Origin of the sequence: Methanosarcina mazei S-6 (assembly GCF_000970205.1) — an archaeon.
Lineage (GTDB): Archaea > Halobacteriota > Methanosarcinia > Methanosarcinales > Methanosarcinaceae > Methanosarcina > Methanosarcina mazei.
Window position 1 is genome coordinate 806,264 of the sequence record NZ_CP009512.1, and the last position, 24,557, is coordinate 830,820.

Annotated in this window: 32 protein-coding genes; 11 read left to right on the forward strand and 21 right to left on the reverse strand. The window is 42.6% G+C overall.

Annotated features, from left to right (window positions below):
- The first annotated feature begins 133 nt into the window (after positions 1-133).
- From MSMAS_RS03525 to MSMAS_RS03545, 5 genes are all read left to right on the forward strand, one after another.
- Complete coding sequence (locus tag MSMAS_RS03525) at positions 134-2,656, forward strand: oligosaccharyl transferase, archaeosortase A system-associated (protein ID WP_048039851.1); 2,523 nt, start codon at positions 134-136, stop codon at positions 2,654-2,656.
- 164 nt (positions 2,657-2,820) lie between these two features.
- Positions 2,821-3,327, forward strand: a complete 507-nt coding sequence (gene hacB, locus MSMAS_RS03530) for a homoaconitase small subunit (protein WP_015411247.1) — start codon at positions 2,821-2,823, stop codon at positions 3,325-3,327.
- Between the two features lie 118 nt (positions 3,328-3,445).
- On the forward strand, positions 3,446-4,336 hold the full coding sequence (locus MSMAS_RS03535; protein WP_011032595.1) for a DUF7714 family protein: 891 nt from the start codon (positions 3,446-3,448) through the stop codon (positions 4,334-4,336).
- A gap of 82 nt (positions 4,337-4,418) precedes the next feature.
- On the forward strand, positions 4,419-4,979 hold the full coding sequence (locus MSMAS_RS03540) for a manganese efflux pump MntP (protein ID WP_011032594.1): 561 nt from the start codon (positions 4,419-4,421) through the stop codon (positions 4,977-4,979).
- Positions 4,980-5,044: 65 nt separating this feature from the next.
- Positions 5,045-6,037, forward strand: a complete 993-nt coding sequence (locus tag MSMAS_RS03545; RefSeq protein ID WP_011032593.1) for an isocitrate/isopropylmalate family dehydrogenase — start codon at positions 5,045-5,047, stop codon at positions 6,035-6,037.
- Positions 6,038-6,450: 413 nt separating this feature from the next.
- Here MSMAS_RS03545 and MSMAS_RS03555 read toward each other — a convergent pair whose 3' ends face one another.
- Positions 6,451-6,693: a hypothetical protein gene (locus MSMAS_RS03555; protein WP_011032591.1), complete on the reverse strand. Its 243-nt coding sequence runs from the start codon at positions 6,691-6,693 to the stop codon at positions 6,451-6,453.
- A 62-nt stretch (positions 6,694-6,755) separates the two neighbouring features.
- Between MSMAS_RS03555 and budA the strand changes: the two genes are divergently transcribed.
- Entirely contained in the window at positions 6,756-7,622 is an 867-nt protein-coding gene (budA, locus tag MSMAS_RS03560) for an acetolactate decarboxylase (RefSeq protein ID WP_011032590.1), read from the forward strand.
- A 421-nt stretch (positions 7,623-8,043) separates the two neighbouring features.
- Here the strand turns inward: budA and MSMAS_RS18580 are convergent, their stop codons facing one another.
- The 13 genes from MSMAS_RS18580 to MSMAS_RS18585 all read right to left on the reverse strand — a co-directional run bounded on the left by MSMAS_RS18580 (position 8,044) and on the right by MSMAS_RS18585 (position 14,970).
- Entirely contained in the window at positions 8,044-8,187 is a 144-nt protein-coding gene (locus MSMAS_RS18580) for a hypothetical protein (protein ID WP_015411241.1), read from the reverse strand.
- 455 nt (positions 8,188-8,642) lie between these two features.
- The gene (locus MSMAS_RS03565; protein ID WP_011032589.1) at positions 8,643-8,879 is read right to left on the reverse strand and encodes an oxygen-binding di-iron domain-containing protein; all 237 of its coding nucleotides are present in this window, start codon (positions 8,877-8,879) and stop codon (positions 8,643-8,645) included.
- Positions 8,880-9,071: 192 nt separating this feature from the next.
- A complete protein-coding gene (locus tag MSMAS_RS03570) occupies positions 9,072-9,281 on the reverse strand; it encodes a hypothetical protein (protein WP_011032588.1) in 210 nt (69 codons plus the stop codon).
- Between the two features lie 23 nt (positions 9,282-9,304).
- Positions 9,305-9,811 (reverse strand): ferritin family protein, encoded by a 507-nt coding sequence (locus MSMAS_RS03575; RefSeq protein ID WP_011032587.1) that lies wholly within the window; start codon positions 9,809-9,811, stop codon positions 9,305-9,307.
- Between the two features lie 48 nt (positions 9,812-9,859).
- Complete coding sequence (gene afpA / locus MSMAS_RS03580; protein WP_011032586.1) at positions 9,860-10,495, reverse strand: archaeoflavoprotein AfpA; 636 nt, start codon at positions 10,493-10,495, stop codon at positions 9,860-9,862.
- A 104-nt stretch (positions 10,496-10,599) separates the two neighbouring features.
- Entirely contained in the window at positions 10,600-11,286 is a 687-nt protein-coding gene (locus tag MSMAS_RS03585; RefSeq protein ID WP_011032585.1) for a flavodoxin family protein, read from the reverse strand.
- 167 nt (positions 11,287-11,453) lie between these two features.
- Positions 11,454-12,839, reverse strand: coding sequence for a multiheme c-type cytochrome (locus tag MSMAS_RS03590; RefSeq protein ID WP_048041324.1), 1,386 nt, complete (start codon positions 12,837-12,839; stop codon positions 11,454-11,456).
- Positions 12,840-12,870: 31 nt separating this feature from the next.
- On the reverse strand, positions 12,871-13,362 hold the full coding sequence (locus MSMAS_RS03595) for a class II SORL domain-containing protein (RefSeq protein WP_015411237.1): 492 nt from the start codon (positions 13,360-13,362) through the stop codon (positions 12,871-12,873).
- A 197-nt stretch (positions 13,363-13,559) separates the two neighbouring features.
- Entirely contained in the window at positions 13,560-13,907 is a 348-nt protein-coding gene (locus MSMAS_RS03600; protein WP_011032582.1) for a carboxymuconolactone decarboxylase family protein, read from the reverse strand.
- A gap of 198 nt (positions 13,908-14,105) precedes the next feature.
- A complete protein-coding gene (locus MSMAS_RS03605; protein ID WP_015411235.1) occupies positions 14,106-14,327 on the reverse strand; it encodes a DUF2180 family protein in 222 nt (73 codons plus the stop codon).
- 11 nt (positions 14,328-14,338) lie between these two features.
- The gene (locus tag MSMAS_RS03610; RefSeq protein WP_011032580.1) at positions 14,339-14,569 is read right to left on the reverse strand and encodes a DUF2180 family protein; all 231 of its coding nucleotides are present in this window, start codon (positions 14,567-14,569) and stop codon (positions 14,339-14,341) included.
- 94 nt (positions 14,570-14,663) lie between these two features.
- Positions 14,664-14,816: a desulfoferrodoxin FeS4 iron-binding domain-containing protein gene (locus tag MSMAS_RS03615; RefSeq protein ID WP_226987683.1), complete on the reverse strand. Its 153-nt coding sequence runs from the start codon at positions 14,814-14,816 to the stop codon at positions 14,664-14,666.
- Positions 14,817-14,829: 13 nt separating this feature from the next.
- Complete coding sequence (locus tag MSMAS_RS18585; RefSeq protein WP_155395330.1) at positions 14,830-14,970, reverse strand: hypothetical protein; 141 nt, start codon at positions 14,968-14,970, stop codon at positions 14,830-14,832.
- Between the two features lie 536 nt (positions 14,971-15,506).
- Here MSMAS_RS18585 and mer point away from each other — a divergent pair.
- The 3 genes from mer to MSMAS_RS03630 all read left to right on the forward strand — a co-directional run bounded on the left by mer (position 15,507) and on the right by MSMAS_RS03630 (position 18,245).
- Complete coding sequence (mer, locus tag MSMAS_RS03620) at positions 15,507-16,493, forward strand: 5,10-methylenetetrahydromethanopterin reductase (protein ID WP_011032579.1); 987 nt, start codon at positions 15,507-15,509, stop codon at positions 16,491-16,493.
- Between the two features lie 101 nt (positions 16,494-16,594).
- Positions 16,595-17,635: a F420H2 dehydrogenase subunit FpoF gene (gene fpoF / locus MSMAS_RS03625; RefSeq protein WP_011032578.1), complete on the forward strand. Its 1,041-nt coding sequence runs from the start codon at positions 16,595-16,597 to the stop codon at positions 17,633-17,635.
- Positions 17,636-17,723: 88 nt separating this feature from the next.
- Positions 17,724-18,245, forward strand: a complete 522-nt coding sequence (locus tag MSMAS_RS03630; RefSeq protein ID WP_015411232.1) for a nicotinamide-nucleotide adenylyltransferase — start codon at positions 17,724-17,726, stop codon at positions 18,243-18,245.
- A 54-nt stretch (positions 18,246-18,299) separates the two neighbouring features.
- On the opposite strand, the gene MSMAS_RS03635 is transcribed toward MSMAS_RS03630, so the two are convergent.
- Entirely contained in the window at positions 18,300-18,890 is a 591-nt protein-coding gene (locus MSMAS_RS03635; RefSeq protein WP_011032576.1) for an adenylate kinase family protein, read from the reverse strand.
- On the opposite strand from MSMAS_RS03635, the gene MSMAS_RS18590 reads away from it, so the two are divergent.
- Entirely contained in the window at positions 18,883-19,053 is a 171-nt protein-coding gene (locus MSMAS_RS18590) for a hypothetical protein (protein WP_155395185.1), read from the forward strand. The two genes, MSMAS_RS03635 and MSMAS_RS18590, sit on opposite strands and share 8 nt — an antisense overlap.
- A 20-nt stretch (positions 19,054-19,073) precedes the next feature.
- On the opposite strand, the gene MSMAS_RS03640 is transcribed toward MSMAS_RS18590, so the two are convergent.
- The 6 genes from MSMAS_RS03640 to MSMAS_RS19700 all read right to left on the reverse strand — a co-directional run bounded on the left by MSMAS_RS03640 (position 19,074) and on the right by MSMAS_RS19700 (position 24,217).
- Positions 19,074-19,844: a hypothetical protein gene (locus tag MSMAS_RS03640; protein WP_048036898.1), complete on the reverse strand. Its 771-nt coding sequence runs from the start codon at positions 19,842-19,844 to the stop codon at positions 19,074-19,076.
- Between the two features lie 136 nt (positions 19,845-19,980).
- Positions 19,981-21,022 (reverse strand): IS630 family transposase gene (locus MSMAS_RS18040; RefSeq protein ID WP_155395184.1). Its coding sequence is split into 2 segments (ribosomal slippage): positions 19,981-20,547 and positions 20,549-21,022, totalling 1,041 coding nucleotides; the frame shifts between segments, so codons are not numbered across the junction.
- 16 nt (positions 21,023-21,038) lie between these two features.
- Positions 21,039-21,605, reverse strand: coding sequence for a pyridoxamine 5'-phosphate oxidase family protein (locus tag MSMAS_RS03655; RefSeq protein ID WP_015411228.1), 567 nt, complete (start codon positions 21,603-21,605; stop codon positions 21,039-21,041).
- 60 nt (positions 21,606-21,665) lie between these two features.
- Positions 21,666-21,896 carry a cytochrome b5 domain-containing protein gene (locus tag MSMAS_RS03660; protein ID WP_015411227.1) on the reverse strand — a complete coding sequence of 77 codons (231 nt, stop codon included), beginning with the start codon at positions 21,894-21,896 and terminating at the stop codon, positions 21,666-21,668.
- Between the two features lie 96 nt (positions 21,897-21,992).
- The gene (locus MSMAS_RS03665; protein WP_011032570.1) at positions 21,993-24,095 is read right to left on the reverse strand and encodes a thioredoxin domain-containing protein; all 2,103 of its coding nucleotides are present in this window, start codon (positions 24,093-24,095) and stop codon (positions 21,993-21,995) included.
- On the reverse strand, positions 24,092-24,217 hold the full coding sequence (locus MSMAS_RS19700; RefSeq protein WP_015411225.1) for a hypothetical protein: 126 nt from the start codon (positions 24,215-24,217) through the stop codon (positions 24,092-24,094). Before MSMAS_RS19700 ends, MSMAS_RS03665 begins: the two co-directional genes overlap by 4 nt.
- 112 nt (positions 24,218-24,329) lie before the next feature.
- On the opposite strand from MSMAS_RS19700, the gene MSMAS_RS19705 reads away from it, so the two are divergent.
- Entirely contained in the window at positions 24,330-24,461 is a 132-nt protein-coding gene (locus tag MSMAS_RS19705) for a hypothetical protein (protein WP_015411224.1), read from the forward strand.
- Positions 24,462-24,557: the final 96 nt, after the last annotated feature.

The window sequence follows — 24,557 nt, forward strand, 5'->3', positions numbered from 1 at the left end:
TGGAGATGGCTGGCGAGATCGAAACCGGGATAAAATTATAAACCTTCAGATTTAATTAATACAATCTGTTCTACTTTCTTCTCACATAAATTATATATTTGATTGTAAAAATCTAGTCCTAAAAGGAATTACTATGAATTCTGAGAATCATCCTGCAACAACGTTCAAGTCTAGAATAAAGTCCAGCTTGCCTTATACCCTGGCAGTTGCGATAATTGGCTTTGTTTCCCTGTGGGTCAGAATGCGCCCTTACGATCATGTGTTTTTGTCCAACGGATTTGTAAAGTTCACGAGTAACGATCCCTGGTACCATATTCGTACCCTGAATGTTCTTCTCGAAAATTATCCTCAAAGGATGTTTTTCAACCCTATGACCAATTATCCTTATGGCAGTTACATCCATTTCGGTCCTCTTTACGACCAGATGATGGCGATAACATCCTTAATTTTAGGACTGGGCAGCCCGAGTCAGGATCTTATCAATACTGTTGGTGCTTATTTCCCTGCAGTTCTGGGTGCTCTTACTGTTATTCCTGTTTACTATATCGGAAAATACCTCGGAGGCCGTAAAACCGGCATCCTCGCTGCAGTCTTTATTGCTTTTGCTCCGGGACAGTTTTTGTCACGCTCACTTATTGGTTTCACGGACCATCACGTGGCTGAGTCTCTATTCAGCACTTTCTTCATGATGTTTTTCATGCTGGCAATAATCACTGCAAAGAAAAAGAATTTGCGTTTTGAAGATTTATTCAATAAAAACTTCAATGTGGTTAAGGAGCCGCTTATTTATTCTATAATTGCTGGTGTCATGTATTCCGCTTACCAGCTTTCCTGGCCAGGAGCTTCTCTTTTCTTGTTTATTGCCCTGGTTTATGCTGTTGTCCAGTATATCCTTGATAACTTTAATGGCGAATCGAGTGATTATCTCGGGTTCACAGGTATTATCACATTTCTGGTAAGTGCGATTCTTATTCTTCCTTTTATTCATCCTGAACTGGGCTTTTCAATGTACTATTACACCTGGTTCCATGTGGCGACAGCCATTGGCACTATGGCAGGCTTTGCAGCTCTGAGTCTTATCCAGAGGGAATTTAAAAACAGGAATCTAAAAGCTTACTACTATCCTCTGGCAATATTCTTACTTGGCTTCCTGGGACTCCTTGCAATAAGATTTGCATCTCCGTCCGTTTATTCTCTTATTATAAGCGCTCCGAATACCGTATTTGGAGTCCTGACAGGAGGAGCGGCTACAATTGGTGAAGTTTCCTCTATGTTTTATTATGGAGGCACTTTCACTTTATCGAGAGCCTTTGGAAACTTCACAGTCTCCGGATTTTTTGCCTCAATAATTGGATTAATTATCCTTCTTGTGAGCGTAATCCGGAAAGCAAAACCTGAAGAAGTGCTGGTTCTGGTCTGGAGTATTTTGATGCTTTTTGCAATTTACGGCCAGAACCGCTTCGCGTACTATTACTCAATTAATGTTTCAATTCTCAGTGCCTACATAGGAGGTTTACTCCTTGAAAAGGTAAAGTGGAATGAACTTGATGAAAAATTCAAGTCCAGTGTAAAATCTCCTGCAGATATTCCGGGTTTCCTGAAGTCCTTCAGGGCAAAGCAGGTTCTTGCGGTCCTGGCTATAGCAGTTTTTCTTATCTACCCTGTATATGGGGCTGCAATGGTACAATCAACAGGTTCAAATGACCCGGATTGGGCATGGATAGAAGCCTGTTTGTGGCTCAAATCCAGCACTCCTGACCCAGGCATGGACTACAACGCTATTTATGAAGCCCCTGAAGACGGGAAGCTTTTCGATTACCCTGAATCTGCATATGGGGTCATGTCCTGGTGGGACTACGGCCATTACATAGAAACCCTGGGCCACAGGATGCCCAATGCGAACCCTTTCCAGGCAGGGATAGGTGGGCGCAGAGGAAGCATTAATGAAACAAATGTGCCAGGTGCTGCACCCTTTTTAACTGCACAATCCGAAGAAGAAGCAACAGAAGTGCTGGAATCTATTCACCCAGACCCTGAAAAATCCGGGGCGCGTTACATTATGTCCGATGAAAGGATGGCTGTTGATATATTTATGGCAATGCCGGAATGGACTCTTGATACCGAAGGGTATATGCAACCTTACTGGACAGGTGACGGTTACCAGTACCTCCCTTCCAAACGTTATTTTGATTCGATGGAATCCAGACTCCATTTTCTGGACGGAAACGGGCTTAAACAGTACCGTCTTGTTTATGAAACATGGGCTTATCAAACCCAGGAAGCAGGATACAAGCAGGTCTATAATTTCCTTTATGGCAGCAGCATCCCTGAAGTTGACTCCGGCTATGTCAAGATTTTCGAGTACGTAAAGGGTGCAAAGATTACAGGAACAGTTTCCCCCAATGAAACTGTCAATATAAACACAACAATTTTGACAGGTCAGGGAAGAACGTTTGAGTATTCCCAGTCGACAAGTTCCGACTCTGAAGGCAGGTATGAGTTTATTGTTCCTTACTCAACCGAAGGCCCCATCCCCGGAGAAACACAGTTCGACACTGCACCGACAGGCGCTTATGTCGTAAGCTATGGGGATACGACCACAGAAGTGAGGGTAAGTGAAGAAGCAGTATTAAATGGAGAAGAAATAAAGGTTTGAAGGGGTATTTCGCCTGGAAGTAAAAAAATAAAGCAGCAAGATGTAAAGCTTGGTTCTCTGCACATCTGCTTTCTTCCAGTCTTTAATTTCCTTTATTATTTTTTCCTTTTTATATCGCTATCTAGATATACTATTAAAAAAACCTATTTTAAAGGTGACGTGTGATGGAAAACCCTATTAAAGGCCGGGTCTGGAAATTCGGAAACGATATAGATACTGATGTAATTATTCCGGGAAAATACCTGAGGACAAAGGATATGCAGGTCTTTGCGGCTCATGCAATGGAAGGTATTGACCCCGGGTTCTCAAAGAAAGCAAAGCCCGGAGATATCATTGTCGCAGGGGACAATTTCGGGTGCGGGTCATCAAGAGAACAGGCTCCTCTGGCTTTGAAGCACGCCGGAATAGCCTGTATCGTCGCAAAATCTTTTGCAAGGATCTTTTTCAGGAATGCAATTAATATTGGTCTGCCTCTAATGGAAGCCGACATTGAATGTGAGGAAGGGGACCAAATTGAAGTTGACCTGCTTAAAGGTGAAGTTAAAGTTTCCGGAAAAGGTGTTTTCAGGGGAAACAAACTTCCTGACTTCCTTCTCGATATGCTCACTGACGGCGGGCTTGTTGCCCATAGAAAAAAAGTCCGGGATCAGGAGAAAGAAGAATCAGCTTAATGGACAATTAAATAAATCAGTTTAACGGACGATTATAGCAAAATTAATGAAATATGCTTTGTTGCCTGGTCTGTAGATTGATCGGGCCAGCAGGGTAACAGCATCAAAAGCGATATTTATGATTTTTCCAGACGAGTACAAATATGTGGGAGTGACTAAAGTGCTCCCCGAAAGCACTGAGGAGCCGGTTTATTTCCTTACGGAGTACCTTATTGAAGAAAGGGAAAAACCCGAAAAAGGCAGTTCTGAGAAAGGCAGTTCTGAGTATACAGTTTACCGCGTTAAAAAAAGCGGAGACGGGTTTCTAAGGAAAGTGGAAGCCCTTGAGACGATCGCCTCAGGAGAAGAGGTTGTCAAATATGATAAGGAACTGAACATCAAGGACCGTGCCCTCCTGATCGAGACGGCGTTAAAACTCTGTACTGGCAGGGTAAACACTGTCATTTTTACGGGTGTGGACAGGCATGTTACCATAGTCCACGAGCCGGACCCTTCCGCTATTCTCGAAATAGAAATTCTTGATGTTGCTCCTCCTGAGCCTGCATGGCTTTCCCAGGTAGTGAGGAGGCTTGAAGCCAGTGGGATTTTCGGGGATCTGCAGGTCAGGTTTACTGAGAATATTGTTGACCTCAGGCGTTTTGAAGGGGAAAAATCTGTCTTCCCATGCAGTTCATCAGGGCTTGAAGGGAAATGCCTTGACTCGGATATTCTTACCGAAGACGGGCACCTGCTTGTAGGATGCGAAATCTCAAAGACTCTTTTTGAGATGCGTTTTCCTGAACTTGAATATTCTTTCATAAACATCTGCCCTTTTAAATCCGAAATAGTTGTGCCTTCAAAATCCTTTATTACACGCTGCTGCAGGTCGGAAAAGTCAGGGCTTGTAAATATTTCAGGTTTTGAAGGGGCTGTTGTCCACTGGGGAGCATCGGAATACCAGGTTTCCGAAGCGGTCCGAAATCTTGTAACCAGGATCAGGAATAAAAACAGTTCCGCCCAGGACCGGTAAATGCAGCCAGAAAACCTTTAAGTGCCGGATAACCTATTATCCCGGGATCTCATGTATAAAACGAAGTCGGAGTTACTTTTTCATGTCTTTTCTTACAAATTTCCTTTTAGGACTGGGGCTTGCAATGGACGCTTTTGCAGTTTCCATGTCAAGCGGCACCACAGTCCGGCCCTTTAAGGTAAGTGATGCCCTCAAGCTGGCTGTCTTTTTCGGGGGCTTCCAGGCCCTGATGCCGGTACTGGGCTGGGTTGGGGGAAGTGCGGTAAGTGGCTTTGTTTCAGATTATGCCCCCTGGATTGCATTCGGGCTCCTGGCTTTCATCGGGGGCAAAATGATCTATGAAGCCCTCTACGGAGACCCGGACGGAAAAGTAAATTCCCTTAACTACTCCATGCTTTTCCTTTTAGCAGTCGCAACAAGCATAGACGCCCTTGCAGTGGGGATCAGCTTTGCTTTTCTGGGGACGCCCATTCTCGAGCCCGTAATTATCATAGGTTGTGTAACATTTGTCATGTCTTTTTGCGGGGCAGTTCTGGGGTACAGGATCGGCCACTTTTTCGAGAATGAGGTTGAAATCCTGGGCGGTTTGATCCTCATAGGGCTTGGAGTAAAAATCCTTGCCGAACATATGGACTGGATCTGAAAATTACCTTAGAATCTTATAAAGTTACGCCAGATTCATATACCTCAAGCCATAGATGCAGTACCATGAGACTCGCGGTAATCGAAGGTGACGGTATCGGCAGGGAAGTGATTCCCGCAGCTGTTGAGGTCCTGGACGCCTTCGGGCTTGAATTCGAAAAAGTGCCTCTGGAAATCGGCTATGCAAGGTGGGAAAGAACAGGCACTGCAATGTCAGAAGAAGATATGGAAATTATAAAGAGCTGCAATGCTGTGCTTTTCGGAGCAGTCACCACGGTACCTGACCCAGGTTATAAAAGTGTTCTCCTGACTATCAGGAAAGAGCTTGACCTTTACGCCAATGTCAGGCCTGTAAAACCCCTGTCTGGCGTTGTGGGAGTTTCCGGAAGAAGCGATTTTGATTTCATTATCGTAAGGGAAAATACTGAAGGGCTTTATTCCGGGATCGAGGAGATAGGACATGATCTTTCCTGGACAAAAAGGGTGATAACCCGAAAGGGTTCTGAGAGGATTTCGGAATACGCCTGCGAGCTTGCAAAAAAAAGGTCCGGCAAATTAACCATTGTCCACAAGTCCAATGTCCTGAAGTCAGACAAACTTTTCCTTGATGTCTGCAGGGAAACTGCCAGCTCTTATGGAGTTGAGTATGGAGACATGCTGGTTGACTCCATGGCTTACAGCCTTATAATGCACCCCGAAAAGTATGATGTTGTGGTAACAACAAACCTTTTCGGAGATATCCTGAGTGATATGTGTGCAGCCCTTGTGGGAAGCCTTGGGCTTGTCCCTAGCGCCAATATAGGGAAAAAGTACGCCTTCTTTGAACCCGTGCACGGGAGTGCCCCTGATATTGCGGGAAAAGGAATTTCAAACCCTCTTGCAGCAATTCTCTGCGTAAAAATGCTGCTCGAATGGATGGGCAAACCCGAAGCCCGACTAATTGATGCTGCAATAGCTGACCTCCTTCAGAAAAAAATAATTACTCCTGACCTGGGAGGCAGGGCGAGCACTGCAGAAGTGGGTAATGCGGTTGCAAAGTATATAATGCAGAACCTTTAACTCTGAATAATGCAGAAACTTAATTCAGAATGATGCAGAGCCTTAATTCAGGATAATGCAGAACTTTAACTCAGAATCCGAAGCCTCGAAAATTTACAGGAATCCTGTTGACGCCGGCGTCAAAAGCCCGGAGTTTTATCATCTGAGAGTAAACAGGCATGAAGAAGATGAAGAAGTTCGTGAGCCGCTCATCAATAACATGGTCCTTTTATCTGGCTTAACCTCGGGGTCTCTATATAGGGAGTCTCTATATAGGGATATACATTCCCTGGCCTGCCCCTTCTTAAGGGCGCGGTCGGACTCCGGCAAGAATAATGCTGGTTAAAGAGTAGCCTGTTCGGAAAAAACAGGAAATTCCTTTAAAAATTATTCGTATGATATCTGCAGTTCATTCTTAACTTTTTTCCTGATCCTTAATTGTTTTTTTCCAAATCCTGCTTGAAAACGAGTTCAATAACAGATATCTCTTTCTTGATATGTTCACTCCTGTTTAAACCGATCTGGACCTTCGGGTCTCCTTTTCTAAAAATTTCAAACCTTTCATAATACCGTGCCCTCTCAACAAGATATTCAAAATATTCTTCCATATTGTTCCCTTTCCCATAGAGTACTTCAGCCTCATTTCTTATAAATTTTTTGAGTATTCTAAAAAACATACTAAACTTATTTGTAATTTCAGAAACAATAATTTTTTAAAAGAATTCTGTGAGGAACACGGATGAACATAAAATATTTTCTAATCTTTTTAATCCTTTTAGCAGTTACTTCATTTACTTTATTTTCAGGCTGCACAGGTTTTGCTGGCAACACTCCTGAGACCTCTGGCAAAAATAGCAACGTCGAAAGCATTGAGAACTTAGTTCCGGATATCAGCAATAATGCCTCTGACGTACTCTATCAGGTCTCAACAATTGATGCCCTGCTTCTGGGAGTCTATGATGGGGTTCTGCCTGTTTCTGATCTTAAAACTCATGGGGACTTTGGTATAGGGACTTTTGATGGGCTCGAAGGGGAAATGCTCGCTCTTGATGGCAATTACTATCAAATAAAAACAGATGGTATTGCTTATCCTGTTTCCGGGGAAATAACAACTCCTTTTGCCACTGTCACCTATTTTGAAGCTGATGAAACTTTTAGGCTTGAGAAATCTGCAAACCTTTCCGAGCTCGAAGATTTTCTTGACCTTAATCTGCCTTCGGAAAATCTTTTTTATGCTGTAAAGGTTGACGGAAATTTCTCTTACGTAAAAGCACGGAGTGTACCCCGGCAGGAGAAGCCTTATCTTCAACTGGCAGATGCAGTATCTTCCCAGTCCGTCTTTGAATTTGAAAACGTAAGTGGTACACTGGTAGGATTCCGAACTCCCGAATACGTAAAGGGCGTAAATGTACCGGGATATCACCTTCACTTTATCACAGAGAACAGAAGCGCAGGCGGGCACGTTCTTGACCTTGAAATGGAAAAAGGAGATGCTGCACTTGATATCACCAGTATATTCTTAATGGAGCTTCCTGCTAGCGGAGACTTCTATAATGCGGAACTTGGCCAGAACCTTCAGGAAGATCTGGAAAAAGTTGAAAAGTAATCTCCAGACTTTAAAGTTTTGCACTATTTCCGGTCGCATTTTGAAAAAAAATTCTCTTCTCTTATTTTTTTATTTTCTGGCCCCTCAAAAATTTCATTAATCATTAAAAAATTACTCGTTAAAAATTATGTTTCTTTGCCCCTCCACTCCCTTCTAATTTTTCATTTAATCCTTCACTTCTTCTTAATTAAATTTCTGTTTTTCTAATATCGATCTTGTTAATTTTTTAGGTCTGTCTGTCCGGTTGTCTGTTAGTTTCGTTTCTTTTTCTTTTTCATCCTCTTCATTTGATTTTTTTAATTTTTGTTGTGTTGAGAAGTTAAATCTCAACATTCCGCCTTTTTAGAGATTTGCAGCCTTCATTATCCGGATTTACCGTTTCCAGCATATTCCGGATACAATTGTTAATTCCTTTCCGGTCTCACATATTCGGTACTGAAACTTTTATCCTCAGGTTCATTTCTGTTATATCCCCGAACTGTCCAGAAATATCCCGGTTTCTGAAGCTCTCAAACTGTTCATAGTACTGAGCTCGTTCTACCAATCCTTTGAATATCTCTTCCATTGTATTCACCTCTACTCCTGAAAATGACTTCTGTACTTATTAACTTCCGCCAAGCAGGGTGAAAGTATTTTTCTAATAAATCTCAGGACTGAATATTTCTAACCTCTACGGCTATCGAATCTGAAAATGCCCAAAAAGTAAATCTTAAATAACCTCTAAATGTTTTCAAAAAAAAGCAATGCCTGATCTGTGAGTCCTCATGGACGAAGCTCACTTTTCTAATTCATAAATTAGTCTCCTGAGCGAAGCGGAGCAAGCGAAAAAGAGCTTTATGCCGCTAATTAATTAAAAATAAGCCCTTCTAACAGGTGGAACAAGTAAAAAGGTCATCTTGGTGCTTGAGATCCTGTTTCCATATAATTTAATGGGAAAGGGCTATCTGCAGGGCCTCGACTCCAGGTTTTTCCAGAACTCCCTGAAAGCGGAGAAGAGGAATGTGGAAAGGCATTAAAGTGTTAGGATATGTGGAAAGGCATTAAAGTGTTTGCATAATACTCTACAGCGTCAGGAAGGGCGTCTCCCACTTCAAAATCATACCTCTTTGAGGCTAAATGCTGCCCGAAACAATCGTTTGAGAAGAGAATCCTGTCCTCTTTCCGAAAAATTTCCATACTGTCAGGCCAGTGAAGCATGGCAGCTTCAAGGAAAATGAGGGTCCTGCCTCCAAGGTCAAGCTCATCGCCTGTTTTCACTATCTCAAGATTCCAGTCCTTACTGCCGGAATCTTTGAAGTAGCCGTTAAGAATACAGACTCCTCTTCCTGTGATGAGGATTTTTGCGTCGCCTGCTTTTTTAGCTCCAGCAGGGAACTTTATGGTCAGGCTCCATATGGTTTACTACTATATAATCGAGCTTTGAGGGGTCAATAAACTGGCGTATGCACCTCACATCTCTTCTGCAAAAGGAGCCTTCACAGTATCAATAAGGTAATTTTTCTCCGACAATAAGGCAGAAGTTACAGGTCGTCCCACCCCTACCCGGGGTGGTAAACCCGTGAAACTCCCTGATGTTTCCCTGCCGTTCCAGTCAATTGATCCTACCCAGTAGATTCTTCTGGCAAGTTCGGCTGTTCCGCCTGTTATCCCAGTTTCCATACGCTGATGGCCTTCTATACTTTTCAGGTCTGCATGCGGAAACTTGTGACATTTTCCAGGTAACTGTCAATAATCTCATAATGTTCTCTTTCATACCTTGACAGCATCTGGAAGAAATTTCTCTGATTTTCGTCTTCTGTTTTTTTTGCAAGCTCGGAATAAAAGTCCTCGCTCTTTCTCTCATGCCTCATGGCTGCCAGCAGTATGCCTGCATCTCCGAGGGTAATCTCTCCCACTTTTGTCCTTGCAGGGTCGAACTCAGGGCTGAAAGACTGCCCGCTGGGAACTTCCGTACTGATAGCAGGCAGTTCTTTTTTATCGCGGTATTCTTCGAGATAACCCAGATGCTTTACTTCTTCGCCTGCAAGGTGCTCGTAAAGCTCCTTAAATTTCGGGTTTTCCATCATGGCAGCCTGCTGCATGTAGAAGTCTTTTGCTTCCTTTTCTCTCTCAATTGCAAGAGCCAGAGCTTCTTCAATCCCTTTAAGATTCCTTACTTCATCTACAGTGTTCTGGTATGCGCTTTCCATATTTTTCCCCCATTTTATTTTTCAGGTTTCCCCTTATTTTAAGAGTTTTCAACTCTCAGCTACCTTCTTTGCTTTCTTTCTCTTCTGTTCCCGAACTTTTACAGTTATATCTTCAGTAGGCCTTTCAATCCCGAATATGTCATATATTTCATAGGGGCTGGTAAGTATGTTTATGTTTTCCATCTGCGCAAGCTTTTCCGAGTTTGTAACATCTACTTCACGCATTGTAAGCTCAAACGCCCTGCCACTGGGTGCGGCAGTTTTTACAGTTCCCCTCTTCTGGTCCACAGGAAGGATGAATATGGGCGTCTTTCCTTTTGCTGTCTGAGACACCGCGTTCGTAACAAGGGTATCTGCAATTCCGTACACTATTTTTGCTACTGTATTGGCGGTTGCCGGGGCTATCAGCAGGAAATCATAATATCCCATCTGCAGCGGGCCTGCAATGAATGGAGAGTTCGGGCCTGCATCCACTTTAAAATTAGGGAAATCATTTTGAATTTTATCCCATAGATGATACCACTTCATTACGGTTTCCCCTTCTTTGGACAGGAAAACCATTGTCTCAACGCCTGTTCTGTTCTTTATGTCTACCAGAATGCTGTAAGTTTCAATCATCTGGTCTCCGGAACCTGTAATTCCCCATGCTATGCGTTTAACCTGTTTGTCTAACGATTCTACCAAGATAACACCTTCCTGGGCTTCAATCCAATCTCTGATGACTTATTACCATGATCATGTGATTATTCCCGGACTTCCGAATCTTTAACCCTTTACCCCGCCTGGAGTTACTGCTTATGTGCTTCTCCGGATATTTCAGGCGCAGGAGTTTGAGGCTCTTCCGAGGCATCAGCCCTCTTTACGAGCTGGGCTGTCTGGATAAGCTTCTTAAGGGTTCTTCTAAGGCTCCGCATGCCTTCCGAATCCTCAGAAACCCCTTCTGCCCCTTTGTCCTTTGACCAGAAGGTGCCTCCCAGGTTTGCCCCGAAAGAGCCTCCTCCAACAGGAATCATTTCATTAATTATGTAAAAAGTATGAATTGTCTGAATAGCAGGTTCCTGTCCGCCTATGCGGTCTCCTCCGTCCGCAATCCCCATCCCTACTTTATTTAAAAATACTTTAGGGTCCCTTGCGACCACAGCCCTGCAGCGGTCCATTATCGTTTTAGTCTGGGCACTTATTGTTCCCTGATAAACAGGAGTTCCTATTATCCAGGCATCTGCCCAGATCATTTTATCGTAAAGTTCAGCCGCTATGTCGTCCTTATGGATGCAGCCTTCTTTCTTTCTAATACAGAAATCACAGTGGATACAGAAATTCAGTTTTTTTCCTTTTGCGGAGAAATATTCCGTCTCTGCACCATACTTCTCCTTTGCGATTTTCAGGGCTTCCTGAACCAGATAATCAGTTGCCATATTTCTGGGGCTTCCCGATATTCCCAGGATCCTTATAGGTTTGGCTTCGGTTTCCTGCATGTCCCTTCTCCTGTATCTCTAAATTAAGGGTCTTTTGAATCAGATTCAGGGTTTATCGAAGTCGGCAACTTCCGGATTCATCCATATGATGTTGTGGCTTCAGGGCAATAATCTTATGCCCTTACGATTTTAACCCTGATTTTTAGTTTTTCCTTCCGTTTTACTTCTTAATCCTTCTGAATAATCCTTCTGAAGACGCTGCCCAGAGAGAGGGCGACGACTGCTCCAAGCATTCCGAATCCAGGAGTTGATGATTTTTCTTCTTCTTCAGGGTATGTTGCCATATCAATTACAGGCACATCATAGGCTCCTTCTCCGAAAAGCTCGTCAATATGCACCTGAGAAGCCGACCTGTAGTGAAGAATTGCCTTTGTACTGATAGGGTTTGAAGCATTTTCAGGCATTATGAAAGAATGCTTTTCAATTACGGATTCTTTCGGGCCTATCCTGTTGTCTGAAAAGATGCTTGCTGCCTCCCACACCTTGACTGTTGGCTTTCCATCGGCATCAGCAAAGACTGTGTGGTAGACAGTTGCTTCGGGGTCAATTCCACCGTTGCTGTCAAGAGCTCCGGAATGATAAAGTGCCTTCCCTTCTGAATCACTTACCGTAAGCTCAAGCCACATTTCTCTTTCTTCGGTGACTCCGGTTGGAATTTTATGCCCTGCTCCTACATTCGTAATTTTGACTTCAACTTCCACATTCTCATCAGGTTCAGCCGAATCAGAAGCATTTACTTCAAGTTTTGCGGCGTTCTGGAGATACTCAATAGCTCTCTTTTCATGCCTGCCTTCACCCATTTCACCGGTTACGAAAGCGTTTGCACCCACAAAGTGATGAGTATAAACATGTTCCCTCTTAGGGCCTGATGAGGCAGCTTTTCCCGGATTTTTTTCGAATTTAACAATTCCGGGGGTCATGTGGCATGCTTGGCAGTTTACCCCATTTTCAGCGTAAGGGCTTTCTTCCCATTCCGTATATGTGGCTGCAAGAGTCAAATTATTTACCGGATGGTAGATGTTATGGCACATGCCGCAGTATGCTGAATCGTCATAAAACTCATGTCCCTCTGTTTCGTGGGATGGAGACTCTGCATCCTCCCTGTTTCCCCATTTTACACTTCCCGGTTCAAGGATATAGGGGGCGTTTCCGATCCCTTCGCTTTCGGCAACTACATGGCAGAAGTCACACTGTACCCCTTCCTTTGAAACTTCGCTCAGGTGAGACCCATCAAGGGGAGGTATTTCGGAAGAAACCACTCCTATAGGGGTGTGGCAACGGGAACAAAACTCCGGGGAAAGCCCCTGGGCTTCTGCAGCTACACCATATTCCTGAAGCATTGCATTGTAAAAAAAGTCGCTGTCTGCAAGCGAATGCATGGAGCCGGCCCATTCTCCGAAACTGCTCCCATGGCAGTTCGAACAGATTCCTGATTTCGAAAACTGATTGGATGTGAAATCACCGGGTCCACTCGGCTCTGCGGCTCCGGCAAATATGATCAATCCTGCAAAAAGAATAGTAATGATTAGACTTAGAAGTCCCGGGCTTTTCACTGCCTTTCCCCCAGTTATTTTGTTCAAATTTTCAGGCTTTCCAGACGCATTTTTTGCCTTCTTCTCTTTCTTCCCCTGACATTATCTCTATTTTTTTGTATTCTTCCCATATGCCGTGGACATTGCATTTTTCCACTGCACGAAGGTTTGCTATTACTGATTTCTCTCCGCAGCTGCCGCAGATATTAACTCCACGGACCCTGCATGTTTCTATTTCTTTGATAGCAATCAGGGCCTCATCGGCTTCCACTTCGAAAATCACTGTTGCAACTTTTTCTCCGGAAGGATCCAGCTCTTTTCTCCCTACAAGTTTGTTGTGCAGGTAAAGTTCAACCCATTCTATGAAATGTTTTTCTTCCATTACATGGGGAATACTGCCAACCGTGACGGCAACTTCAAAAGGCCTTCCTGCAATTACCATTTCAGGAGCTTCAATAACCGGTACGTGTTTTTTCTCTCCTTCTGTAAGGTTTGCCGGATCTGCTGGCTTATTTATTTTTTCTTCATTTCCTATCATGGTCATAACCTACCTTTTTTTACAATCTTGCTTCTTCAGTATGTTTTTACTTCGAGCTTTTACCCTTGCCGAATTTAGAATGTATGTATCCGGAAGTTTTCCACAGGGATTTCTGGATACATACTATTCATTTCTGCATCTAATCTATAATCAAGTACTCAGCCAGGTTAACAGGCCTGTATTCCATGCAACTTCCGAATGATTTATTTCAGAAGCTTCAGGGCTTCCCTGCATGCAGCTACAGCCGGAGCTCCTGAGGTGATAAAGATAACTTCCATGGTCTCCATAATTTCTTCTTTGGTTACTCCATGGTTCAGGGCGCTTTTCATCTGAGCTACGGTACAGGATTCGCACTGTTTGGATGCCACAACTGCAAGAGCCATGAGGATCTTTGTCTTTGCGGGTAGGGCCCCATCCGATAGGAGTTTTCCGTCGCAGCGTCTGTATTTTCCGAGAAATTCAGGATCGAGTTCCCCTAGCGTTTCAAGGATATTGGGCTTGAATCCCATTTTTTTTCCGATACTTTCCATTACTTCTTTATGCTCTGTCAATTGATAGCCTCCTTTTTTGAATCCTTTTTATTTTTTAGTTGTTATATTCCTTGAGATAGCTCTAATTGCTCTGATAAATGCCGTCTGCGTACGGGTCACCATTCCGCAGTTATTTTGACTTTTATCTTTCCGCAATCTTTCTACTGTTCTACCCCGGATAAAGAAAAAATCCAGTTCTACGCATATTCAATCATAGAATTATACGCAGAAATCTTCTCCAACAGTAGCGTCGATGCACTCACGGCACATCATTCTGGGAAGATCTTTCTTGAGTTTTAGCTCAGGTAGAGGGTATCCCCCTTTCATTGGAAATTCTACCTGTTTGATATGTTCCATGCAAAGGCCTTTTCCGCAGACGATGCATACTCCTACTGCTTCACTATCTTTATTATTTTCAAGGCAATCGTAACATTTCAGCATATTTGACCACCTCAACACACTTCGTTAAACAGACAGTTCTCTTTCAAAGCTATGTGGCAGGGAACACAGACAATTCTTTTTATGTGTTCCTGGTCAGGCTTGAGTTGAATAGGATAGTTGCCTTCCCATACAGGGGTTTCTTCATGTATAAGGTGCTCTTTACAAACCCCTCTCCCACATACGATACAAATTCCCACAGCATCCGTATCTTTGCCCTCAAGGGCACATTCATAGCATTTCATTGCTCGTCGACCTCCAGATCAGAAAACATTATTCCAGTACCAGTTATTTCAGGTCTGATTTAATTTTTATATGAAAAAGTCTCTGGCTCTTTCATTATTCCTCTATCAGGGTCATTTCCTCCCCACAGCAAACAAGCGTTCCGCCTCCGACTTTTGTTACGGTGACCTCATTACCGCAGATCTCGCAGAGGTATTTTTCTCCTTTCTTGGATACGCCCACAGCTACTTCACCTCCTTCTGGTTCCAATTTTTTAAAATTCTTACACGGGCTTTCCCCTTGCCCTGTAATCTTCGGAGAAGGCTCCGAATTTCACAACATCCATACTCATTAACCATTCTTTGTATATAATTCTAAGGATTTTTAAAAAAGTAACATAGGTCTCCCCATTCCCTTCCAACATTTCTTATTTTTTTCACATGTTTATATCAGGGCTTTCAGGGTTTTCTTTTTCTATTTCCACCGTCTGTATCCCTGATTTTTCTTAATTAACGGCTGCGAAATTTTCTGTCTATTTCGACGCGCCACATCTTTACAATATAAATCTTTTCCTTTTTCTGGCGGAAAACTTCCTTTAAAATATCCTAATTATCTTTTTTTCATGTCTCTTTTTTTCCCCATTTAAAACACGGCATGAAAAATATCCGCTTCTAGATAAGGTTTATATGGTTTGGTTATTTCTTTTGAATGAGCCCTGCGTTGTGCAGGTTTTCAGTGTAATGACTGTATGAGGATTTGTTTTATCAGTCCTTTTATATACATTTCCTTTAATACAGTTAATTATATATAGATTCTTAAATACTGTTATGTGAATTCTAGTTAGAGGTTGCAATTAACATCTATTGTAATAGACGTTAATTATAATTTGATCTCTATATTCATCATGGGATAAAAATCCCCCATCTAGTTATTAAATAGTAGATTAAGGAGTAATCAAAGATGAAGTTCGGAATTGAATTTGTACCAGCCGATCCTGCCTTAAAGATCGCATATTACGCAAAGCTCTCAGAACAGCAGGGATTCGATTATGTCTGGATCACTGACCACTACAACAACCGTGACGTATATTCCACTCTTACTGTTCTCGCTCTGAACACCAACAGCATCAAGATCGGCTCCGGTGTTACAAACTCCTACACCAGAAACCCTGCAATTACAGCATCAAGCATTGCTTCCATTGCTGAGATTTCAGGCGGCAGGGCAGTTCTTGGTCTCGGCCCCGGAGACAAAGCAACCTTCGATGCCATGGGCATTGCATGGGAAAAACCTCTTGCAACCACAAAAGAGGCAATCCAGGCCATCAGAGACTTCATAGACGGCAAAAAAGTCTCCATGGACGGCGAAATGGTCAAGTTCGCAGGTGCAAAGCTCGCCTTCAAGGCTGGAAAAATACCAATCTACATGGGTGCCCAGGGTCCCAAGATGCTCGAACTTGCCGGTGAAGTTGCAGATGGTGTCCTGATCAATGCTTCTCACCCCAAGGACTTTGAAGTCGCTGTAGAACAGATCCGCAAGGGCGCCGAAAAAGTCGGCCGCGACCCGAGTGAAGTCGATGTAACTGCATATGCCTGTTTCTCCATTGACAAAGACCCTGTAAAAGCAGTCAATGCTGCAAAAGTAGTGGTCGCTTTCATTGTCGCAGGATCCCCCGACCTTGTCCTCGAACGCCACGGCATTTCTGTCGAAGCAAAGAAACAGATCGGAGATGCCATTGCCAAAGGAGACTTCGGATCTCTCATGGGCGGGCTTGTTACCCCACAGATGATCGAGGCTTTCTCAATTTGCGGAACTCCAGAAGACTGCATGAAGAGGATTAAAGACCTTGAAGCAATCGGAGTAACCCAGATTGTTGCCGGATCCCCTATCGGTCCTGACAAAGAAAAGGCAATAAAGCTTATAGGCAAAGAGATCATTGCAAAGATGTAATTTTATTACATCCTGCAATAATTTTTTTTAATTTATCTCATTATACTTTTAAAAACATCTTGCCAGTAAGGCAAGCTTATCAAGGCAGTGGAGGTAACTGATTGCCACCAAAGATTGCAGAAGTCATTCAACATGACGTATGCGCAGCCTGTGGGGCATGCGAGGCTGTATGTCCCATTGGAGCTGTTACAGTAAAGAAGGCGGCAGAAATTCGAGACCCGAACGATCTGAGCCTGTATGAAAAAGGGGCTGCGTTCCAGGTCTGCGAAGGCTGCCTGACCTGCAGCAGGATCTGTCCCGTAGTGGACGGTTTCATTGAAAACGAGCTTTTAAATGTCCGCAAATTCTTTGGCGCAAAGTCTAAAGATAATGCCGGCAGCCAGGACGGAGGCGTAACCAGCGGAATTCTCAAAGCCCTCTTCAATAAAGGTGAAATTGACTGTGCTGTGGGAATCACCCGGAACGAAAACTGGGAACCCGAAGTTGTTCTGCTCACAAGTGCGGAAGACGTTGAGAGGACAAGAGGAACAAAATATACTTCTGATCCCGTAGTAGCAGCTCTCAGGGAAGCTTTTGAGAAGTACGACAGGATTGCAGTTGTAGGGGTGCCCTGCCAGGCTCATGCTGCACGTTTGATCCGGGAAAACGTAAACGAGAAGATTGTGCTCATTATTGGCCTGCTCTGCATGGAAAGTTTCCATCATGATGTCATGCTCGACAAAATTATCCCTGAGATCATGAAAGTAAACGTCAGGGATATCGTAAAGATGGAATTCACAAAAGGCAAGTTCTGGGTCTACACAAAGGATGGGGAAGTCCATTCCGTGCCTATCAAGGATATTGCAAAGTATGCAAGGAATCCCTGCCATCACTGCTGCGACTATACCTCTGTCTTTGCCGATATCTCTGTGGGTTCTGTTGGAGCACCTGACGGGTGGAACTCTGTTTTCATAAGGACTGAAATCGGGGAAAAATACTTCGATATGGTCCGGGATGAGATGGAGATAATGGAAGACCCCAAGCCAGGCCTCGAACTTGTTGGAAAGCTTATCGAAATGAAGCGCAAGGGTAATGCGGAACATTTCCAGGAAGTCTGCAAGGAATTCAGCTTTGAGACCGGAATCCGCAGTGAAACAGTCTGAAGTCCGAAACTTAATTTAAATTCAAAACTTAATTTAAATCCGAAACTTAATTCAAAAAAGAAATATGGTACATTCGAGGTTGGATACGATGACGCGAGCTTTTTACATAGGACGTTTTCAGCCGTATCACTTCGGACACCATGCCGTAATCGCGCGGATTGCAGAAGAGGTGGACGAACTGGTCATAGGCATAGGGAGTGCCCAGAAAAGCCATGAAGCCATTGATCCTTTCACTGCAGGGGAAAGGGTTCTTATGGTTTATAATGCACTTGAGCACCTTTCTATCCGTCATTACGTCGTCCCCATCGAAGATGTCAGATATAACTCTATCTGGGTTCACCACGTCGTATCCAGAACTCCCCGTTTTGACGTGGTGTACTCGAACAACCCTCTTGTCATCCAGCTTTTCAGGGAAGCCGGGTTCTGTGTTAAGGAATCTCCCCTTTACGTTAGAGAAAGGTACTCCGGCACTGAGATCAGAAGGCGGATGATTGAAGGAGAAAAATGGGAGCACCTTGTCCCGAAACCGGTTGCAGAAGTAATCAAAAGCTTCGACGGAGTTTCCCGTCTGAAGAATGTTTCTACCAGTGACAGCAATTTTTCTTTATGACCATTTTTATGCAATAATCTTCTTTTAAGCTTCTTATGGTTTTTAGAGTATCTTTCAGGGCACAGAATCAATCCAGTCAAGTGAGCCCGGAATGTATTCCTGCAGTTCGTTTTCTTTGCCAGCAAGAATATAATCTATAATCTTTTCCACATCTCCCAAAGTCTCTTCTGCAGTCCTGCCGGTCGTATTTACTTCAAAGACTTTTTTGCACCATTCAAAAGCTTCTGCCAGGATCAAATCAATTGACTCGGCTTCTGCGTTTTCGTTAATTTTTTCTTCAGAATATCCTCGTTTTTCAAGCCTTTTTTTCAGTTCGGGAGGATAAGCCCTGAGCACTATTACAATGTCTGTTATGTAATGAGCAAGGTGGCTTTCGATGATGGTAATGTTTTCCTTTTCCTCCCCATTTACTTTTGCCTTTTCGGCATGCTGTCCCTTTTCTTCTTCAAGAATGCCGGAAAGGCGCTCCCTGATGAGTTCCATGTCAGCAATTACGGAGTCCCTTTCTTCATCGACTTCTGAGTACAGATGTTCTTCCTTTATGAGATCATTAAGGTAGACCACTTTCCATCCCCTGCGTTTTTCGAGAAGTTTGCTTACTGAGGTTTTTCCTGTTCCCGGCGTACCTGTGAGTCCTATGAGCATGGAGGAGGAGATAGGGTTTATCGGAGTTATACTTAATGCCGCCCTGAAAAATCTGAGTGCTGGGATTTCTGTACCAGTGCCTGTGTCTATCGGCTATTCGGGTCCCCATGCTTTCACCAGTCGTGAGAGCACGACCGACCTTTCCCGAAAAAATGGAAATTAACAATGAAATTAAAAAATAAGTTACAAATATGTTTCAATTGTGGCATTCTTTTTTAATTCGCCGGATTCGGCAACAACCACATCCAGTTTATTTTTATAAGTTCCTTTACCTCTATCGCGTTCAGTAACATCTGGATAGACTTCAAGGCTAATATCAAATTTTATGGCTTTACTGTTGATATTATCACTCATTTCAATATAAGTTTCATATGTGATTACTCGGGACATTAATCGAAAGTATTGATAATCTTCTCCTACTAATGATACTTCACCTGCAATCGGATATAATATAGGACTGTTTTCATTAATAGGGTCTTTATTGTTCATCTGTTCCAATACTACAATCTTTGAAAAGGAAATATCTGTAAGAACAGATTCGTTTGTCCTGAATTCCAGCATTGGACCATGTTTGGTATTTACAATAGAACTCGTCCAGTTTCCATTAAGTGATTCATTGTCGAGTGACTCAGTAGTATTTTCAAAATATATTCCTTTTATGTACTTCTCTGGTGTGTGGAAAAAATGCTCTTGCAGGAGACTTTTGAAAAAAGACGGTTCTTTCTGAGAAGGTGTGATTGCAAAAACTCCTTCTTTTGTTGCAGGAATTGGAACTAAAATTTTAGTTGTTCCCAATACTTCAGTTCCTGAAAGACCACTTATTTTAACCGTATATTCGTAATGTGGCCTTAATTCGTCAGCCCTCCAGTCTCTTAGATTCATCTCAACAATGAATAGTCCGGTTAATACTATCAATAAGAGTATTAATAACAAATAAGTGGTTATTTTTTTCATTGTTTCATCATCCTTGAATGAAAAATGAGAAAATGAGAAGATTCAACAAAAGTTCTGATTAAATCTAAAATGTCTGGTTTTTAAAGACGTCACCCCAAGTAAATGTCCCAGGCCGAATAAGCGTATTATAGTCAACTCACGAATTCATTACACTTTTAATTTGTTCATCAAATATTTTCATCCAATTATTTGCAAAAGATTTTGATTTAGCTAACTTCATATACTCATTTTTAATCAAGTCTCTTAGTTGTGTAACTGATTCAATAAATTCTTTTAAGATTTCCTTCCTTACACTCTTCCATATAAATTCAATTGGGTTTAGGTCGGGTGAGTATGGTGGCAGGAACACTAATGTAATATCCAATTGTTTCGCCTTTTTAATTGTAATGTCTGCATGATGTGTTTTAGAATTGTCCAGTACAACTATTGGGTCATACTCGTTTTCTTCTTTTATTCTTCCTAAAAATTCACATACATCTTTTGCCTTTGAACTTTCTTTAAAATCGATAACGCTATTCCCATTAATAGCATAGAAAGCATTTGCATTTGCTTTCATCTTCTTTGTATTTTTGAACATTTTAGGTTTTTTCACGAATGACCACAGCCTTGGTGTGTCTGGTGCTGTTTGTGGTGAAGATTCGTCAAGGAAGCCTATTACATAATGTTTATCAGGAGAAGTTTTTTCTTTTATTGCATTTTCTAAATTTTTTTAAAATCTCTTCTGCATTTTCAGGTCTTCTATAGTCCAAACAATAAGGAATATTATAGTGCATACCTATTTTCTTCAATAGTTTTCTTATGGAATTCAAGCAATAATCAATGCCAAACTTATCTTTTATCAAATCTTTAACTTCATCTGTAGTCCAAAAGTCTTTACTTTCCAGTATTGACTTGAGTTCAAGTATTTTCTCATCACTCAAATAAGAAGGTCTACCTGCACCAGATTTGTGAAGTAAACCCTCATAACCTTGTTCATTCCATCTATTTTGCCAATAATAACCAATTCTTTTAGTGACTCCTAATCTCGATGTTGCTTCCTCTATAGAATCGCCTAAATATCTAAACCGAATAAAATATAACTTCTGTTGAACTTTAGTATTTCTTTCAATCTTTATGAGCCAATCAAGTTTCTCAAGAGAAATCTTTTGGTCAATATGATAGATTTCAGGTCTCCCCATAAGTATAAAGATGGTTTTATAAATGTAAATAATTTATGTGAAGACTATAAACCGAAATTTCCACAACCCGCTGGAAATGGGTCACAACAATGTATTTCTCCACCCGGATTTTCAGAAAAGCAGTTTTAGGGGAATTAAGAAAGTCCGCAAGGTGCGGGTGCTTCATTAAATAGATTTTTTCCATTATGCTGCGTTCGAAATCTTCTATCTGTTCAACCCTCCCCAGGGCCGTTACTGTAGTTGCTTCCTGAATATCCTCTTTTGTGTTCTTCCGGTTATCTATTAAAAGTGCCACTGAAGGGTTTTCCAGAATGTTTGAGTATTTCCTGGTAGCCTTCGGAGTCGCAAAAAGCAGATATGTAAGCTTTTCGTTTGAGGCAAAGGAAACAAGGCTTGCATAAGGTGCTTTTCCGTTTTGAGTGGCCAGAACTGCATGGGGCTGGGATTCAAAGAAAGTTTTCAACTGTCTTATGCATTCTTCTTTCTCCAGCCCTGTTTTTTCTCTGGAACTTTCCTTTATTCCCTCTTCTGGCCCATGCTGGATAACTCCGTGCGGGATAACTGATTCATTTTTATCTTTCACAGTCACAACTCTTCAGTTTTCCTTTTTCTTTTTAAAAAAAATAAACTGTTAGATAACAGGTCACTTCTTCAAAGTCCCGACAACAGGATAGTCCTTAAAGACTTCTGGTCCGTGAGGCGCTTCATCCATATCCTCCGTCAGGTCCTTTCCTGATTCATGGAGCCCCTGGTGAGTTCCGTCTTCCCACAGATAGCTGTTTGATACATCGTACACCTGGCCGTCATATACAACATAGGTCTTACCGTTCTTGCCGTTAAACTCTGAAAGTTCTTCAAGCGTGTATTCTTTCATTTTCATATCCTCCAGTTCTTTCACGTTAAAGTCATAATCTGGTTTTATAAATTTGAATCTGCCATCCTGGAATCCGCAACCAGCCTGAGACCGGGCTCAAACATTCAGCATCCTTAGCATCTCTCTGATCTCTGTGGTGGGAAGCTGGCATTCGTAGTTCTGGCAGACGTATGCAGTTGCCTTTCCTTCAATTGGGACCTGCTCTTCTGTATACTTTGCCAGCTCAGTAATTTCAGGTTTTTCTCTTTCAGGTCTGAAAATAAGCACCTTGTTGGGCACAAAATAACTCCAGAGCTCTTTCAGCATCTGTTCCGTGTCCGAAGCTTCGGCTTTTCCCGAAATTATCACTTCGTATGAAGGCCCAAGCCTGAAGTCAAAGGCTGACAGGAACTGAGTATATCCAGAAGGCGCTTTCATAATCTGTTTTGAAAACGCGCGTTCGAGTTTGTCAGCCGTCTCCTCAAGTCCGGGGTCTGCAATTATTCTGGAGAGGCGCAGAAGATTCAGCATTTCGAATGAGTTACCTGTAGGTATTGCCGAATCCATAAACTCCTTTTTTCTGAATATAAGAGCCTCGCTGTCATTTGCTGTAAAGTAGAGTCCGCCGTTAACAGGGTCCCAGAAGCATTCGAGAAGCTCGCTGTTAAGAGAAACTGCAGCTTTAAGGTAGCGCATTTTGAATCCCGCCTCGTAAAGTTCCAGGAGCCCATGAATCAAAAATGCATAGTCATCGGAAGTTCCTGAGATTCCTGCAACCCCGTCCCTGTAGCGGTGAAGCAGCCCGTCCCCTGGACTGTAAAGAGCCATAAGAATAAAATCCGCAGCTTTCTCTGCAGCTTTCAGATACCTCTGCTCTCCAAAAACCTGATAACCTTTTGCAAAGGCAGCAATCATAAGCCCGTTCCAGTCGGTAAGGATCTTATCATCCAGTGAAGGCCTTTTGCGCTCATATCTGGCTTTAAGGAGTTTTTCCCTGGCAGCTTTTACCTTCTTTTCGACTTCTTCTACAGGAATCTTCATCTTAGCTGCAAGTGACCCTGGAGACCGAGCCATATAGAAAAGGTTTGTTCCGGTCTCTCTACCTCTTATTTCCTCTTCAAAATTTCCTTCCTCTCTCAAATTGAACATTTTTATTATCAATTCGGAATCCTCAGGATCAAGGATGCTCCTGATCTCTTCCAGAGTCCATAAGTAGTATTTTCCTTCCTCCCTTTCTACATCCGCATCCTCACCGCAGTAAAAACCTCCTTCCGGGGATGTAAGGTCTCTCAGGACGTAATCGAGGATTCCTTCTGCTGTTTCTTTATACAGGTCTTTTCCGGTAACCTGATAGGCTTCAGTATATGCAATTGCAGTAAGAGCCTGGTCGTATAACATTTTTTCAAAGTGAGGCAGAAGCCACATGCTGTCCGTAGAATATCTATGGAAACCTGATCCCAGGTGGTCATAGATCCCTCCCCTGCGCATTTTGTCCAGTGTGTATTCTGCCATATGAAGGGCTTCAGGGTTTCTGCTGCGCCTCCAGTAACGGAGCAAAAAGGAAATCTTGTGGGGAGTGGGGAACTTCGGAGCTCCTGAAAAACCTCCGTATTCCGTATCAAACGAGCTGAGAAGTTCTTCATAAACCTCTTCTATTACCTCTTCCCCGAGCCCTTCTCCTGAAGACTCCTTAATCATTTCCTGGATGGTGGATGTAATTTTTTCAGCTGAATCAAGCACTTCTTCATGCTGCTGTTCCCAGATTTCTTTTATCCTGGGGACCAGTTCCAGCATTCCTATCTGGTTAAAGCGTGTATTTTTCGGGATATATGTGCCAGCAAAAAAAGGCTTCTTGCCCGGAGTCATGATGATATTGAGAGGCCATCCTCCTCTGCCAAGGATAATCTGGCAGACAGTCATGTAAATGTTGTCGATATCTGGCCGTTCTTCCCTGTCCACTTTTATGGAGACAAAAGCTTCATTCATAAGCCCTGCAACTTCTTCGTCCTCAAAAGACTCATGTGCCATCATATGGCACCAGTGGCAGGTCGAATATCCGATTGAGAGAAAAACAGGCTTGTTTTCTTTTCTGGCTTTTTCGAAAGCCTCTTCTCCCCATGGGTACCAGTCTACAGGATTATAGGCATGCTGTAGAAGATAAGGACTTTTTTCTTTAATCAGGCGGTTAGGTTCTTTCTGTTCTTTTTCCAGTATAATCACTCCTGCTCTTCATCAAGATCCAGATCCTGCCTTTCAAGCCCTGAAGTGTACTCCTCGCAGGCATAAGGACTGAACTCTTCATAAATATTCATAAAAGGACTGAACTCTTCATAAATATTCATAATAACTCCCCTAATCCGAATAAGTAAGTATTTGATCACCTGCCGGACAATTTTGCCGGCTTGCCTTATTTGATCCTGTTTTTACTTTCTGGTTTGTACCAGGTTTTCAGAGATGATGATAACTACGGGAATTGTAAAATTAGATATAGCCAGACTTTCCCCAATTAAAATAGTCCCCCCGGAATATCAATATAACGGTGTTTTCGGGGCTATTTTTCCCGGAAGAAAGCCGGCAGGAAAGTAAGTTTTGAAAAAAAGGTATGGGACCTGCAGTTTGCGAAAAAAGAGTTTTTATAATGAGTGTAAAGATCCAGGTTAAGAATGGGATTAATTGCTGTTC